Here is a 13,891-nt window from a genome sequence, read left to right as displayed (position 1 = left end):
TACTTTAACCATAAACGATTCAGTGTCAACGGTGCTAGCACGAATGGTGCCAGTGGATCGTGTCACTTCCTGGTGCGCGGGCCCCGTTTTTCAGGGGCCGGGCGACCGTTCAGCCGAACGGATTTGCTGTCGCGAACCAGAGGCCGATGCCCGTTGCGATGATGAAGGCACCGTCGGTCACGCCCGCGATCAGGAAGAACTTGGTCTGCAGCACGTCGACCATCTCGGGCTGGCGTGCGGTGCTTTCCAGGAACTTCTGCCCGACCAGTCCGATGCCCAGGCAAGAGCCGAGCGCTGCGATGCCGATCAGCAGGGCGACTGCGAGCGGAAGGATATTGAAGCCGGTCATGGTGTTTTCTCCTGGTGGTTGGTTGATCGATGGACGTACTTTCCCGCAACGGGTGCGCGAGGTCCATGACGTGGGAGGTCATGGGCTGGACGAAAAAAAGCCGGCCGCGAAATGCGGCCGGCTTTCAGGGAGCGTCAGACGGTCAGGGCAGTTGCGTCCAGCTCTGGTTGGTGCCGCCGTTGCAGGTCCAGGTGATCAGCGCAGTGTCCTGCGTCGTCGAGCTGTTCGGAACGTCCAGGCACGAACCCGAGGCGCGGTTCTTGATCGCACCGCCCGCGAGGCTCCACTGCGTCGTGTCGCCGGCCGAGCAGGCCAGCTGCACCACCGCAGCGTTCGTCGTCGCGGTGCCGCTCTGCGCCAGGCACAGGCCGCTGTGCTCGGCCTTGAACTGCACGTAGCCGCCCGTGAGGTTGGTCACCGTGAACCGCTCGTTGTTCGCATTGCCGCACGGCCACTGCACCGCCGTCGCGCCGCTGGCGGTCGATACGCCCTTGATGTTCACGCAGAGGTTGCTGAGGTTCGAACGGATGCGGGTGATCGTCGGCGTCGGGTCGGTGTCCTGCGACCGCACGTACTCGCGGATCGCCACCACGTCGGCCGCCGGCAGGCTGCTGGCGTTGCCGTGACCGCTGGCCAGCACGTCCTGCAGCGTGGCCGCCTGGCCGTTGTGGAAGAAGGCCGAGGTGTTCCAGGTGCCCACGAGCGTCGGGGTGTCGAAGCCCACGCCCGCCAGCGGCTGGTTGCTGCCCTTGCCCGACGAGAGCTGGATGGTGCCCACGTCGTGCCGCTGTCCGTCGCGGAAGGTGGCTCCGGTGTGGCAGGTCACGCACTGCGCCGAAGCGAACAGTGCCTGCCCCCGCGCCGCATCGACGCTCAGGCTGCCGTCGGCGTTGCGAGCGGGGCTGCGCATGTACTTGTTCAGCGAGGTCAGGTAGGCCGCCAGGTCATCGAGCTGCGCGTTCTTGCCGGCCTTGGGTGCGCCCAGCGGGTCCTGCGTGGCCGTGAAGTCCGCGTTGCTCAGGAAGCCGGTGCCGCCGAACTCGTTGCGGATGTCGTTCTCGAAGTCCTGCACCTCGTCGAAGTTGGCCGTCCAGTGCAGCTTGCCGTGGCCGAGGCCGCGCTTGCCCATGAGGCTGATGGTGCGGCGCAGGCCCTCGCCGCGCTGGGTGAAGTCCCACACCATGCCATCGTCGCCGGCATCCGCGTGGCAGCTTGCGCAGGAGATGTAGTTGTCCTTGCTCATGCGCCGGTCGGACGCGTTGTAGAACACCTGCTTGCCGCGCAGCGCCGCGGGTGACATCGGTTCCTGCGCGACCGTCGAGACGTTCTGCAGGAAGATCGGCGCCGCCGTCTCCGAGGCCAGCACCGAGGCCACGTCGTGCACCGACACCGAGCGTGCGAGGAAGTTGTTGACGTAGAGCCGCTTCCTCGCCGCGTCCAGGTACAGGCCGTGCGGCGCGCTGCTGGCGTTGATCTCGCCGCGCACCGAGCGGCTGTACGGATCGACGATGGCCACGCGGTTGCCTTCCATCTGCGCGACGAAGAGGTAGTCGCCCGACGGCGAGTACAGCGCCGCGCGCGCGGGTGCCCGGTCGTCGAAGTCGATCTGCTCGCCGAACACTTCCGCGGCCGTCTGCAAATTGACCTGCGAGAGGATGGAACGCACCGTCTGGTCGTGCACCAGGTTGTTGCCGTCCCTGAACTTGCCGCGCACGATGTTGTCCTTCTTCGAAGGCAGCACCGCCCGCGTGCCGTCCGGCGAGATGATCACCTGGCTCAGGTAGTTGGCCACGCCGCGCGCCCGGCTCTCGGTGTCCACCGTGGTGGTGTCCACCGGCAGCGCGATGGTGGTCATGGCGCTCATGCTCTGCAGGTTCACCTTGTGCAGCTGGCCGCCCGTCATCTTCGACTTGAAGCGCGTGACGTAGGCCACCTGCGCATCGGAGCTCACCGCGATGCCGCGCAAGTTGCCTTCGAGCGCAACCGCGCCGGTGGTGGCGCCGTTGCTCGGGTCGAAGCTCATGAGCACCGACTTGCTCTCCAGCGTCAGCAGGCCCTTGGCGCCGTCGGGCGTGAAGGCCACGCCGTAGGGGCCGCTGCCGTAGGCGAGCGGCACGGTGGCCGAGACGCTGCCGTCGGCCGCATTGAGCGCCACCAGCTTGTCTTCGCCCTGCACCGTGACCCAGACACGGCCGTCGGGGCCGACCGCCAGCGTCTTGGCCTCTTCGCCCACGCGCACTTCCCAGCGCTTGGCGAGGGTCTGCGCATCGATGGCGGCGACCGTGCCGCTGTCGGGGTTGACCGAGTACACCGAGTTCGCATCGCCCGCGATGTTGGTCGTGTGCGTGGGCGCCCGCGCCGTCGTCGGGACGATCACTGTCAGGTTGTAGGTGTAGAAGGTCTCGCGTCCGTTGGCATCCTTCACCGTCAGCGTCACCGTGAAGTGGCCGGGGCGCGTATAGGTGTAGGTGTAGTTCGGCTGGTTGGAATAGGCGGTCTGCGTGCCGTCGCCGAAGTTCCAGCGGAACTGCGCGCCGCCACTGCCGAGCGTGCCGGGGTTGAACACCAGCTGGCCGTTGACGAGCTTCGGCCCGCCGCCGATGCCCGGGTCGCCGATGATGGCTTGCCCGCGCAGCGTGTTCACCTCGGTGTCGGAGAGCACGCGACCGTAGACGCGCACTTCCGCCAGCGTGCCCTTGAAGAGCGCCGCATTGCCCTGGATCTGGCCGAGCACATTGAACTTGTTCGCGAGGCCCTTGGTGCCCGTAAGGCCGGCGGAAGTGGTCTTCACGCCGTCGACGTACACCGCCTGCGCACCGGAGGCCGCGTCGCGCGTGAGCACCACGTGATGCCAGTTGCCGTCGTTCACCACCGCGGTGGAAGTGGTGCCGCCGTCGTTGCCTACGGACAGCTTGATGCGCCCGTTGCTGTCGAGCCAGCCCCAGAACACGTCGTCAGCGCCGCCCGACTGGTCGCGCCCGAAGATGCCGGGCGCGGTCCACGAATTGGGGCCGCCCGCCTGGGTGGTCTTCATGTAGAAGCTCAGCGAGGCGGTGCCGCCCAGCACGGTGGCCACGCTGTCGTTCTTCAGCGGCACGCCGGCAGTGCGGTTCGCGAAGTTCATGCCGATGCTCTCGAACGCATCGCCCGCGGCCGGCGTGCCGCCGTTGTTGCCGATCTGGTCGGAGAGGTTGCCCGCCAGCGTCCAGTAGTGCATCAGGTTGATGTCGGTCGCGTTGCCGGTGTTGAAGGTCGATCGGTAGTCCGCGGCGATCGCGTTGCCCGCATAGTCCTTCAGGCCGTTGGCCGGAAGGAACACCTCGTAGCTCGTGCCCGGCAGCAGCGGCTGCTCGGGGTGGAAGTTGACGATGCCCAGTTGCACGCTGTAGGTACCCGCCAGCGTGTTGCCGCCCACCGGCCTCACGATGAAGGTGTTGGCGTTCACGCTCTCGGGCCGGATGTTGTCCGTCATGCCGAGGCCGATGCGCGAGGTCAGCGCCTGCTGCTTCGCACCACTCGCGGGCGAGACCTGCTTGACTTCAGGCTTGGTGATGTCCGGGTCCACCGAGTGCACGACGAAACCGCTGCCCGAGCCGTGGTCGTTGCCCACGAAGACCAGGTTGCCGAACATCGCGACCTGCCCGTTGTCCGAGTGCGAGAAGTTCGGGTCGTCCTCGCGCAGGATGCTGCCGCGGCCCACCTCCACGTGGTTGAGCGGATTGCTCACGTCCACCTTGTGGATGCGGGTCTGCGCGCCTTGAATGACGTAGTTGTCCTGCGTGGCGCAGTAGAGCTGCTCGTCGATGACCAGGCGGTTGTCCTCGGCCACGAAGCGCGAGCGGTCGGAGAGGTCGTAGCTGTACATCTTCGCGCCGCTGTTGCGCGTGGAGACGTGCAGGTTCTTGCCGTCGAAGCAGGTCGCGTAATAGAACGGCGTGGTGCCCACGATGGAATCGAGCACCTTGGGGTTGAGCGGGTCGGAGATGTCCAGGCTCGCGAAACCGCCGTTGCTTTCCATCGCGGTCAGCACCATGTGGTTGCCCATCGTGAAGATCGGGCCGAGGCGAAAGCCGCCGAGCTCGCCGGTAGGCACCGGGTTGGGCTTGCCGGCGCCGCGGTTGGCGACGACGGCGTTCGCGGGGTCCCTCGCGTCGACGATGAACATGCCCCGGCCCGCCGAGGCCACATACAGGTAGGGCGCCTGCCACCAGAGCTGCCAGGCCACGTTCTCGTAGTCGCCGGCGTTGACGCCGGGCAGCGCCAGCTTCTTCACCTGCTTGATGTCGTTGATGTCGGTGAAGTCCCAGAACTCGACGCCGTTGATGCTGGGCAGCACCACGTAGGTCTTGCCGCCGATCTTGGCGGTGCCGAAGGAGTGCGTCTCGCGGAACTCCTTGGTGCGCGCCTCGGGCTCGTAGATCTTCTTGACCAGCTGGATCTGGCGCGGGTTCGACACGTCGTACAGCAGGAAGCCGCCCGGGCCGAGGCCGCTGTCCGGCGCGAAGGAGGTGAGGAAGTAGCCGTTGACCATGATGCCCGCGTTCATCCCGTAGTCCTTGCGGCCCGGGTAGGTGGCGGGCACCTCGCGCGACTCGTAGGCGCTGCTGTGCGCCGGGTCGAGCGGGTGGTTGGGGCTGGTGATCATCGACACCGGCTTGAACAGTTCGGCCGAGGTGTAGGTGAGGTTGCCCAAGCCCGGCCCCTGCAGCGGGAGCGGGTCGGCGACGGCTGCGGAGACCGCCGTCGCCATGTTGCCGAGGGTCGTCATCGGACTGACCCCGGTGATCGCCGCGTGCGTCAGCAGTGTGACGAACGGCACCATCAATGCCATCACGTAATACCGGATCTTCATCGTTGCCTCCAGGTTGTTAGAAGTTCGCAGGGAAACCCACTGACTCGTTTTCTTCTCTGGCTCGACTTGCAAAGTGCGCGCGCAGGACGCACCCCGGCGGACGACGGGTGATCGCCTGCCGTAAACCCTTTTGGAACCGTTCGCGCCGAGCTTGTCGAAGCACTGCGCAAGGCTTCGACAAGCTCAGCCCGAACGGTTCTGGTTCTCTCTCCCTCTGGCGACGGCCCTACTTGTTCGCGCCGCCCGATTCGTAGATGTTCCAGGCCGCCTCGGCGCTGGCATCGCGGTGGATCATGGCCATCAGCGCACTCACCACCGCCGACGGATTCGCGTGCTGGTACACGTTGCGCCCGTACACCATGCCGACCGCGCCCTGGTCCAGCAGCGTGCGCGAGCGCGCGAACACCTGTTGCAGTTCTTCGCGGCCGCCACCGCGCACGAGCACGGGGCAGCGCGCGGCCTGCACCACGCGGTGGAAATCCTTCGGGTCGCTGGTCGGGTCGGCCTTGACGATGTCGGCGCCCATCTCGCGCGCGAGGCGCACGAGCGTCACGATCTTCTCGGCGTCGCCGTCGACCATGTAGCGGCTGCCCGGCGTGGGCGACTGCATCACCAGCGGCTCGATCATCAGCGGCATGCCGTAGCGGTCGCAGTCGGCGCGCACGCGCGCGATGTTCTGCACGCACTGGCGAAAGAGATCGGGCTCGTTCGGCAGCATGAAGAGGTTGACGACCACGCAAGCCGCATCGCGCTGCACGGCCGGCAGCACCGGGTCGTGCTCGTTCTGCAGCTGGGCCCACATCACGCGGTGCAGCGTGGCGTTGTAGGGGTTGCCCATGTCGATGCGCATCACGAGCGCGGGCTTGTCGCGGCCCGGTCGGTCCTGCAGCAGGTCGGACTGGCCGTAATTCAGTTGCAGCGCATCGGGGGCGGCGGCCACGAGCTTGTCGATGACCTGGGGCATGTCCTCCAGGCCGTCGAGGAACGAAGGCTCGTTGCACACGCCGTGGTCCAGGGCGATGTCCAGGCAGCGGCCGTTGGTGAGCAGGCGGTTGAGCCGTGCTGTATTGTCTTTCGACATGGGAAAGAACTCCTTGTTGGGGTCGGGAATGAAGAGGGTGTGCGGGGAGGCAGGGGTCTCAGGCGAGCGCGGAGAGGTGGCGCTTCGCCGCGGCGTCGATCAGCCGCAGGGCCTCGTCGTCCAGCGCGACCGCACCGGCACCGGCGTTCTCGATGGCCTGCTGGCGCACGCGCGCGCCGCAGAGCGCGACGGCCACGTTGCCGCGCGCGACCGTCCACGCGATCATCATCTGGCCGAACGAGCAGCCGAGCTTGGCGCGCACGGGTTCGAGCTCTTCGAAGAAGGCCTTGAGCGTCGCGCGGTTGGCGGCGCTGAAGCGCGGGTTGCTCGCACGCTGGTCGTCGCCCTTGAATTCGCGCTCGGGATCGATGGGGCCGGCAAGAAGGCCCAGCGCCAGCGACGAGTAGCCGAGCACCGCGACGTTGTGCTCGCTGCACAGCGGCGCGAGCGTGGCTTCGATCTCGCGGTCGATCAGGCTGTAGCGCTCCTGCGCCGCATCGACCGGGCCGTAGCGCAGGTATTCAGCGAGTGTTTCGGGGCTCACGTTGCTCACGCCGATGGCGCGGATCTTTCCCTGCTTCTTCAGGTCGAGCAGCGCGTCCATGGTCTCGGCCACGGGCGTGGTGCTGTCCTGCCAGTGCGTGATATAGAGGTCGATGTAGTCGGTCTGCAGGCGCTTGAGGCTCTCTTCGCACTCATGGAAGATCGATTCGCGCCCGAGGAAGCGGTACACCGGGTGGCCGTCTTCTTCGAAGAAGTGCGTACCTTGTTGTGTGTGCCAGACGAGGCCGCACTTGGTGGCGATCACCGCCTCCTGCCGGCGTCCCTTGAGCGCGGCACCGACGATGCTCTCGGAGCGGCCGAGGCCGTAGGCCGGCGCGGTGTCGATCAGGTTCACGCCCGCGTCGAGCGAGGCCTGGATCGCGATGACGGCGGCCGCGTTGTCCCCGCCGCCCCACATCCAGCCGCCCATGGCCCAGGTGCCCAGGCCGATGGCCGAGCATTCGATGCCCGACGGGCCCAGCGTTGTCTTCTTCATCTGCATCATCTGCGGTTGGCTCATCGCGTTTTCTTTCTCGTGTTCATGATGTGGTCGATGGTCACGGCCGCGAGCAGGATCAGGCCCTTGATCACGTCCTGCCAGTAAGGCGACACGTCCAGCAGGATCAGGGAGCTGGTCACCACCGAGAGGAGGGCCAGGCCGAGCACCGCGCCCAGCACCGTGCCCGAGCCGCCCTTGAGGCTTGCGCCGCCGATCACCGCGGCGGCGATCACGTTCAGTTCCATGCCCATGCCGAAGGTCGGCGTGGCGGCGCCGAAGCGCGCCGTGTAGATCACGCCCGCGAGACCGGCGCAGGCCGAGCACAGCACGGTGACCCAGAACTTCACGCGTCCCACGCGGATGCCCGAATAGAGCGCCGCCTTCTCGTTGCTGCCCGTGTAGAACACGCGGCGCAGCAATGTCGAGCGGCGCAGCACGAAGTCGCTCACCACCACGATCGCCAGGAAGATCAGGATGACCGCCGGCACGCCGAAGAGCGTGCCTTGCCCGATGAACTTGAATTCCGCGGGCAGCGAGAACAGCGACTGCGGCGTGCCCTGCGTGAGCGCCAGGCACAGGCCCCGCACGATCACCATGAACGCCAGCGAGGCGATGAAGTGATTGAGGCCGATGCGCGTGACGCAGCCGCCGATCATGGCGCCGATGAGCCCGCACATGCCGATGGCCACGAGGCTCGCAAGCCACGGGTCCACGCCCATCAGGAAGAGCTTGCCCGTCACCACCATCGCGAAGCACACCACCGAGCCCACCGAGAGGTCGATGCCGCCGACGATCAAAAGGATCGTCATGCCCACCACCACGATGCCTTCGATGGAGAAGGACAGCAGCATCGCGCGCACGTTGTCCCAGGTGAGGAAGTAGGGCGATGCGAAGCTCATCGCGATGCACAGCACCGCGATGATCAGAAGCAGCCCTGCTTCGCGCATGCTCGTGAGTTTGTTGGCGGGCTTCACGGGGTCGCCTCCTGATTGCCTGGGGGGAAGGCCCGCATCGAGTTGTGCCGGGTAGTTCATGCTGTTTCCTGTTCGCAGAGTCCGGAAGCCAGCCGCAGCAGGGCCTCTTCCGTCATTTCGTTCGATTCGAGTTCGCCCGCGACCTGGCCGTCGCGGATCACCAGGGCCCGGTCGCACAGGCCGATGATTTCGGGCAGTTCCGACGAGATCACAATCACGCCCACGCCCTGGTTCGCGAGCTCGCGCAGGATGTGGTGGATCTCCGATTTCGCGCCCACGTCCACGCCGCGCGTGGGCTCGTCCATCAAGAGCACCGACGGGTTGGTGGCCAGCAGCTTGGCGATGGCCACCTTCTGCTGATTGCCGCCCGAGAGGCTGGAGACCTCGATGGCGACACCGTCGGATTTCAGGTTCAACTTGGCGCCTAGCGTCTTCGCGAGCTTGTGCTCGGCCGAGCGCTGCAAGAGGCCCCAGGCCGAGCTCACGCGGCCGAGCGCCATCGACGACACGTTCTGCGCGATCGGCAAGTCGAGGAACACGCCGGCTGCCTTGCGGTCTTCGCTGAGGTAGGCGATGCCTTCGCGCAGCGCGTCGCTGTACTTGCGGATGGTCAGCGCCTTGCCGGCCAGGCGCACCGTGCCGCGCCTGGCGACGCGCAGGCCGCAGATGGTTTCTGCAAGCTCGCTGCGGCCGGCTCCCATGAGGCCCGCGATGCCGAGGATCTCGCCGCGCTTCAGTGCAAAGGAAACGCCGTGCACCCGCTCGCCGTCGGCGATGTCGCTCACTTCGAGCACGGGCCCGGAGGATTCCGCAACGGATTGCTTGGGCGGGTAGTAGTTGCCCAGGTCGCGCCCGACCATGCGGCGCACCAGCTCGTCGGGCGTCGACCCGGCCAGCGGTCCGCAGTGCACATTGCGCCCATCGCGCAGCACGGTGACACGGTCGCAGTGCGTGAAGATCTCGGCCATGCGATGGCTGATGTAGATGATGCCGATGCCCTGGGCCTTCAGGTCGTGCAGCACGCGGAACAGCGCCGCCGACTCGTTGTCGGTCAGCGCGGCCGTGGGCTCATCGAGGATCAGCACCTTGCAGTCGAGCGTGAGCGCCTTGGCGATCTCCACCAGCTGCTGGCTGGAGATGGAGAGTTCGCCCACCGGCATGGCGGGGTCGATGTCCTGCCCCAGGCGGCGCAGCACCTGGGCCGCGCGTTCGTTGAAGCTCGCGTAGTTCATCCACGCCGCCTTGCCGGCGTTGATCTCGGGCATGAAGATGTTCTCGGCGACGGTCGCGTCGGCGCACAGCGCGATCTCCTGGTGGACCAGGCCGATGCCCAGGCGCATCGCATGCGCCGGGCCGTCGATCACGACCTTCTGGCCGTTCAGCAGGATCTCGCCCTCGTCGGGGCGGTGGATGCCGTCGATGATGTTCATCAACGTCGACTTCCCGGCGCCGTTCTCGCCGCACAGGGCGTGGATCTCGCCCGCGTGCAGCGAGAAGTCCACACCCGAGAGCGCGCGCGAAGCGCCGAAGCGCTTGCTGATGCCGCGCAGTTCGAGCAATGCAGAAGGGCCCACAGCGCTCATCGGGCAACCTCCGCGCTCATTCGCCGATTCCCTTGGTGCCGCGGCGCGCGAGGTACTTGTCCCAGTAGAAGTCGTCCGCGTTGGCCTTGCTCACCACTGCGAGGCCGTTGTCCAGGAAGGGGACCGACATCGGGTTCGTGCCGTTGCGCTTGGCGTCGTTCATCGGGTCGATGAGCGAGGGGTTCTTCGCCAGGAACAGCATCATCATGCCCATGTAGCCCTGCATGCCTTGGTTCGGGTTGATCGCGCCGAACACGTCGCCCGACTTGATCATGTCCAGGATCTTGGCGTTCACGTCGCAGCACATCACCTTGATGTTCTTCTTGGTCTCGACCTTGGCCTGCGCAGCGCCGAGCGCCGAGTTGGCCTCGGGCATGAAAAGTGCGCCCAGGTTCGGGTTGGCTTGCGCCAGGCTCAGCACCGCCTGGTAGGCCTTGTTCGGGTCCTGGTTGCTGGCGGCGCGCCCGACCAGCTTCATGCCCGTGTGCTTGGTCTTCATGCGATTCACGAAGGCGGCGATGCGGCGGTCGTGGTTGTCCTGGCCCGGGTTCTCCAGCACGGCGTATTCGCCCTTGCCGTTGAGCGAGGCGGCAATCGCATCGGCCGCCTGCGTGCCTTCGCGGTCGTTGTCGGAGGTGACGAACGAGGTGCGCTTGGAGTTGGGCGAATCGGCCGCGAAGGTGACCACCGGGATGCCCATCGCCGCGGCGCGGTTGATCGGCTCGATGAAGGGGTCCGGGTTCATCGGGTGCAGCAGGATGCCCGCTGGCTTGCGAGCCAGTTCCTGCTCGAACGATGCGAGCTGCTTGTTCACGTCGTACTCCGGCGTGCCGGTGTAGCGCGTCTTCACGCCCAGCGTGCGGCCGAGCTGCTTCATCATTTCGTAGACCGGAAACCAGTACTCCACGCCGGAGACCATCACGTTCATCACGTAGACGTCGCTGGCGTTGCCGCGCAGGCCCGCGCCTGCTGCAGGGGCAGCTGCTTGCTGTTGCGCGAATGCGCTCGCACCGGCCAGGCCGATACCGGCGGCGGCTGCGGACTTCAGGAAATTACGCCTCATTCTTTGTCTCCTCACGTTGACTGGCAGAGCTTGCGACCTCTCTTTTCGAGCAGGTCTTCGGGACCTCAATGTCACATCAGTTGTTATGACAGGCTAGAATGTAATCCCGGCCTGATTGCGCCGAGTACTAGGGGAAACGCTACTGGCGATGGGCTTTTTTTCCGCCGAAGCTGTTATGACATGATGCCAAACATACTGATCGGCGTGGACATGGGCTCGAGCAGCCTGAAAGCGCTTGCCCTCGAAGCCGGAAGCGGCCGCGCCGTTGCCCTGTCCCGCATGCCTTTGCCGCACGACCGGCTCGCCGGCGGCGGCTGCGAAGTGCGCGCCGCGGCCATCCGCGCCGCGCTCACCCACGTGCTGCGCGACGTGGCCCACCAGCTCGGGCCGCGCGCGGCCGAGGTCCGCGCCATGGCCTGCACCGGCCACGGCGCCGGCCTCTACGCGCTCGATGCGAACAACGAACTGGTTGGCGGCCGCGCCGTCGCCTCCACCGACCAGCGCGCCGATGCCCGGGCACGAACGCTCGCCAGGAGCCACGGCACGCGGCTCTTCGACGACGTGGGCTGCGGCCCCTGGCCCGGCCAGCCGACGGTGATCGCCGCCGAGCTGCTGGGCGCCGATGCCGTGCAGCGCGGCGAGCTGCGCCGGCTGCTCTTCGCGAAGGACTACCTCGGCTTCCTGCTCACCGGCGAAATCGCCACCGATGCGAGCGATGCGAGCACCGCCGGCCTCGTGTCGCTCGCCACCGGCGGCTGGTCGCAGATCGCCTTCGACGCTTCGGGCCTCACGGACCTGGGCGCGCACAACTTCGGCCCGATCCTGCCGAGCGGCACGGTGCTCGGCAAGCTGCGCCCCTCCGAGGCGGCGCTGTGCGGGCTGCCGGCGGGCATTCCCGTCGCGATGGGCGCCATCGACCTGCTCGCCTCGATGACCGCGATCTGCGCCGAAGGCCGCGGCCGCGCAGTGCAGGTGTTCGGCACGTGGTGCGTGAACGCGGTCATCGGCCCGGTCATGGAGCCCAAGCCCGCCGTCGCCTCCGTGGTGAATTTCGGTCGCACGCACGAGCGCCTCTACATGGAGAACAGCCCGTCCTCGATGGCCAACATCGCGTGGCTCGCCGGCGTGCTCGCGCTGCCCGATGCGCGCGCGGTGGTCGACCTTGCCATGACCGTGCCGCTCGGCGCGAACGGCCTGCGCTTCGCGCCCTTCATCAACGGTGGCGGTGGCGTGACGGCGGGCTTCGTGGGCCTCAAGAGCCATCACACCCGCGCCGACATGGCACGCGCCGTGGTCGATGCCGTGGCGGCGCTGCATGTGCGCCAGACGGCGCGCCTGGCAGCCGGCGGCCTCGCCGTTTCCGCCTCGACCGTGCTGGGCGGCGGCGCGAGCGACGCGCGCCTCGTGCGCCTGCTCGCCTCGCTCCTGGGGCGCCCGGTCGAGCGCTGCGCCGACGACGAAACCGGCGCGCGCGGCGCCGCGCTCTACGCGGCCCTATCGCAGGGCCTGGACGACGGGGCCGAGGGCAGCGCGCTGCTCGCGCCGTGCGACCTCATCGAACCCGATGCAAGGGACGCACGCGCCCATGCGGATTTCAACGCCGATTTCAACGAACTGATCGACAGCATGTCACCTGTTTTCACCCACATCGCGGGCGGTGCGCAGAGCGCCGCACGGCCGCCCGAAGACGCCCGCACCGCAGCGCGCAGCGCGGAGGTTTCTCCATGAGCGCATGGCAACTTCCCTTCGTGCGTCCTGCTTCCCTGGCGGACCGCCATTTCTCCACCGTCATCGTCGGTGCCGGCATCAACGGCGTCGGCGTGTTCCGCGATCTTTCGCTGCAGCGCGTCGATTGCCTCATCGTCGACAAGGGCGACTTCGGCGCGGGCGCCAGCAGCGCGCCCTCGCGCATGATCCACGGCGGCCTGCGCTACCTGGAAAACGGCAGCTTCTCGCTGGTGGCCGAGGCCACGCGCGAGCGCAACCTGCTGCTGCGGAACGCCCCGCACCTCGTGCGCCCGCTCAAGACCGTGGTGCCGCTCGCGAACTTCTTCGGCGGCCTCATGAGCAGCGCGCTCAAGTTCTTCGGCCGCACGCCGCCGCAGCGCACGCGCGGGCTCCTGGCGGTGGCGCTGGGCCTGCGGCTCTACGACATCCTGGGCCGCCGCCAGCGCATGATGCCGGGGCACCGCATCAGCCGCGTGCCGACCAACGACCGCAGCCTTTTCCGTGCGGCGATCCGCTGGACCGCGACCTTCTTCGATGCATGGATCAGCCATCCCGAATGGCTCATCCTCGAACTCATCGGCGACGCATGCCGCGACCAGCCGCGCTCGGCCGCCGCAAACTACTGCCGCGTGATGGGCTGCGCGGGCAACATCCTCACCTTGCGCGACGAACTCACCGGCGCACTCGTGCGCGTGACGGCCGACACCGTGGTGAACGCCACCGGCGCGTGGCTGGACCGCAGCGCAGCGGTGCTCGGCGGCGCCGGCCCGCGCGTGATGGGCACCAAGGGCTCGCACCTCGTGCTCGACCATCCCGCGCTGCGCGATGCGCTCGACGGTCGCATGGCGTATTTCGAGGCGGTGGACGGGCGCGTGTGCATCGTCTATCCCTTTCTCGACCGCGTGCTCGTGGGCTCGACCGACATCCCCGTCGAAGACCCGGACCAGATCGTCACCGAGCCGGCCGAAGTCGACTACCTCATCGACGTGCTGCGCGAGGTGTTCCCCAACATGGCCTTCGGGCGCGACAACGTGGTCTACACCTATGTCGGCGTGCGGCCGCTCGCGCGCTCCGACGCGGACAAGCCGGGCCAGATCTCGCGCGATCATTCGGTCGTGATCGATCCGCCGAACGCGACGCGCGACATTCCCATCGTCGGCCTCGTCGGCGGCAAGTGGACCACCTTCCGCTCGCTCGCCGAAGAGGCGACCACCGAGGT

At 67.3% G+C, this 13,891-nt stretch carries 9 protein-coding genes; 2 read left to right on the top strand and 7 right to left on the bottom strand.

The genetic code is table 11. From position 1 onward, the window contains the following. Positions 1–109: 109 nt before the first annotated feature. From atpE to RT97_RS17230, 7 genes are all read right to left on the bottom strand, one after another. Complete coding sequence (atpE, locus tag RT97_RS17260) at positions 110–349, bottom strand: F0F1 ATP synthase subunit C (RefSeq protein ID WP_013538854.1); 240 nt, start codon at positions 347–349, stop codon at positions 110–112. A 142-nt stretch (positions 350–491) separates the two neighbouring features. Next, on the bottom strand, positions 492–5,201 hold the full coding sequence (locus tag RT97_RS17255; protein ID WP_042580027.1) for an RICIN domain-containing protein: 4,710 nt from the start codon (positions 5,199–5,201) through the stop codon (positions 492–494). A gap of 226 nt (positions 5,202–5,427) precedes the next feature. Beyond that, a complete protein-coding gene (locus tag RT97_RS17250) occupies positions 5,428–6,282 on the bottom strand; it encodes a class I fructose-bisphosphate aldolase (RefSeq protein WP_042580026.1) in 855 nt (284 codons plus the stop codon). A gap of 58 nt (positions 6,283–6,340) precedes the next feature. Further along, the gene (locus RT97_RS17245) at positions 6,341–7,327 is read right to left on the bottom strand and encodes an aldo/keto reductase (protein ID WP_042580054.1); all 987 of its coding nucleotides are present in this window, start codon (positions 7,325–7,327) and stop codon (positions 6,341–6,343) included. Positions 7,328–7,341: 14 nt separating this feature from the next. Continuing rightward, positions 7,342–8,358, bottom strand: coding sequence for an ABC transporter permease (locus RT97_RS17240; RefSeq protein WP_042580025.1), 1,017 nt, complete (start codon positions 8,356–8,358; stop codon positions 7,342–7,344). Further along, positions 8,355–9,881, bottom strand: coding sequence for a sugar ABC transporter ATP-binding protein (locus RT97_RS17235; protein WP_042580024.1), 1,527 nt, complete (start codon positions 9,879–9,881; stop codon positions 8,355–8,357). The genes RT97_RS17240 and RT97_RS17235 overlap by 4 nt, the downstream gene beginning before the upstream one ends. A gap of 16 nt (positions 9,882–9,897) precedes the next feature. Continuing rightward, the gene (locus RT97_RS17230; RefSeq protein ID WP_042580023.1) at positions 9,898–10,944 is read right to left on the bottom strand and encodes a substrate-binding domain-containing protein; all 1,047 of its coding nucleotides are present in this window, start codon (positions 10,942–10,944) and stop codon (positions 9,898–9,900) included. 180 nt (positions 10,945–11,124) lie between these two features. On the opposite strand from RT97_RS17230, the gene RT97_RS17225 reads away from it, so the two are divergent. Together RT97_RS17225 and RT97_RS17220 are read left to right on the top strand one after the other, a co-directional pair. Continuing rightward, positions 11,125–12,672 (top strand): FGGY family carbohydrate kinase, encoded by a 1,548-nt coding sequence (locus tag RT97_RS17225; RefSeq protein WP_042580022.1) that lies wholly within the window; start codon positions 11,125–11,127, stop codon positions 12,670–12,672. Then, positions 12,669–13,891, top strand: a 1,223-nt coding sequence (locus RT97_RS17220; protein WP_042580021.1) for a glycerol-3-phosphate dehydrogenase/oxidase, incomplete at its 3' end; no start/stop codon positions are given. The genes RT97_RS17225 and RT97_RS17220, both read left to right, overlap by 4 nt.

The organism is Variovorax paradoxus (assembly GCF_000834655.1).
Classification (GTDB): Bacteria; Pseudomonadota; Gammaproteobacteria; order Burkholderiales; family Burkholderiaceae_C; genus Variovorax; species Variovorax paradoxus_F.
The sequence above is the reverse complement of the archived record's forward strand: the minus strand, read 5'-3'. Positions and strand labels throughout refer to the sequence as shown.

What these genes read in the sequence shown, in the direction of transcription:
- RT97_RS17245 (WP_042580054.1), bottom strand. Translation starts at nt 7,327, where the DNA reads ATGCAGATGAAGAAGACAACGCTGGGCCCGTCGGGCATCGAATGCTCG.
- RT97_RS17225 (WP_042580022.1), top strand. Translation starts at nt 11,125, where the DNA reads ATGATGCCAAACATACTGATCGGCGTGGACATGGGCTCGAGCAGCCTG.
- atpE (WP_013538854.1), bottom strand. Translation starts at nt 349, where the DNA reads ATGACCGGCTTCAATATCCTTCCGCTCGCAGTCGCCCTGCTGATCGGC.
- RT97_RS17230 (WP_042580023.1), bottom strand. Translation starts at nt 10,944, where the DNA reads ATGAGGCGTAATTTCCTGAAGTCCGCAGCCGCCGCCGGTATCGGCCTG.
- RT97_RS17235 (WP_042580024.1), bottom strand. Translation starts at nt 9,881, where the DNA reads ATGAGCGCTGTGGGCCCTTCTGCATTGCTCGAACTGCGCGGCATCAGC.
- RT97_RS17250 (WP_042580026.1), bottom strand. Translation starts at nt 6,282, where the DNA reads ATGTCGAAAGACAATACAGCACGGCTCAACCGCCTGCTCACCAACGGC.
- RT97_RS17240 (WP_042580025.1), bottom strand. Translation starts at nt 8,358, where the DNA reads ATGAACTACCCGGCACAACTCGATGCGGGCCTTCCCCCCAGGCAATCA.
- RT97_RS17255 (WP_042580027.1), bottom strand. Translation starts at nt 5,201, where the DNA reads ATGAAGATCCGGTATTACGTGATGGCATTGATGGTGCCGTTCGTCACA.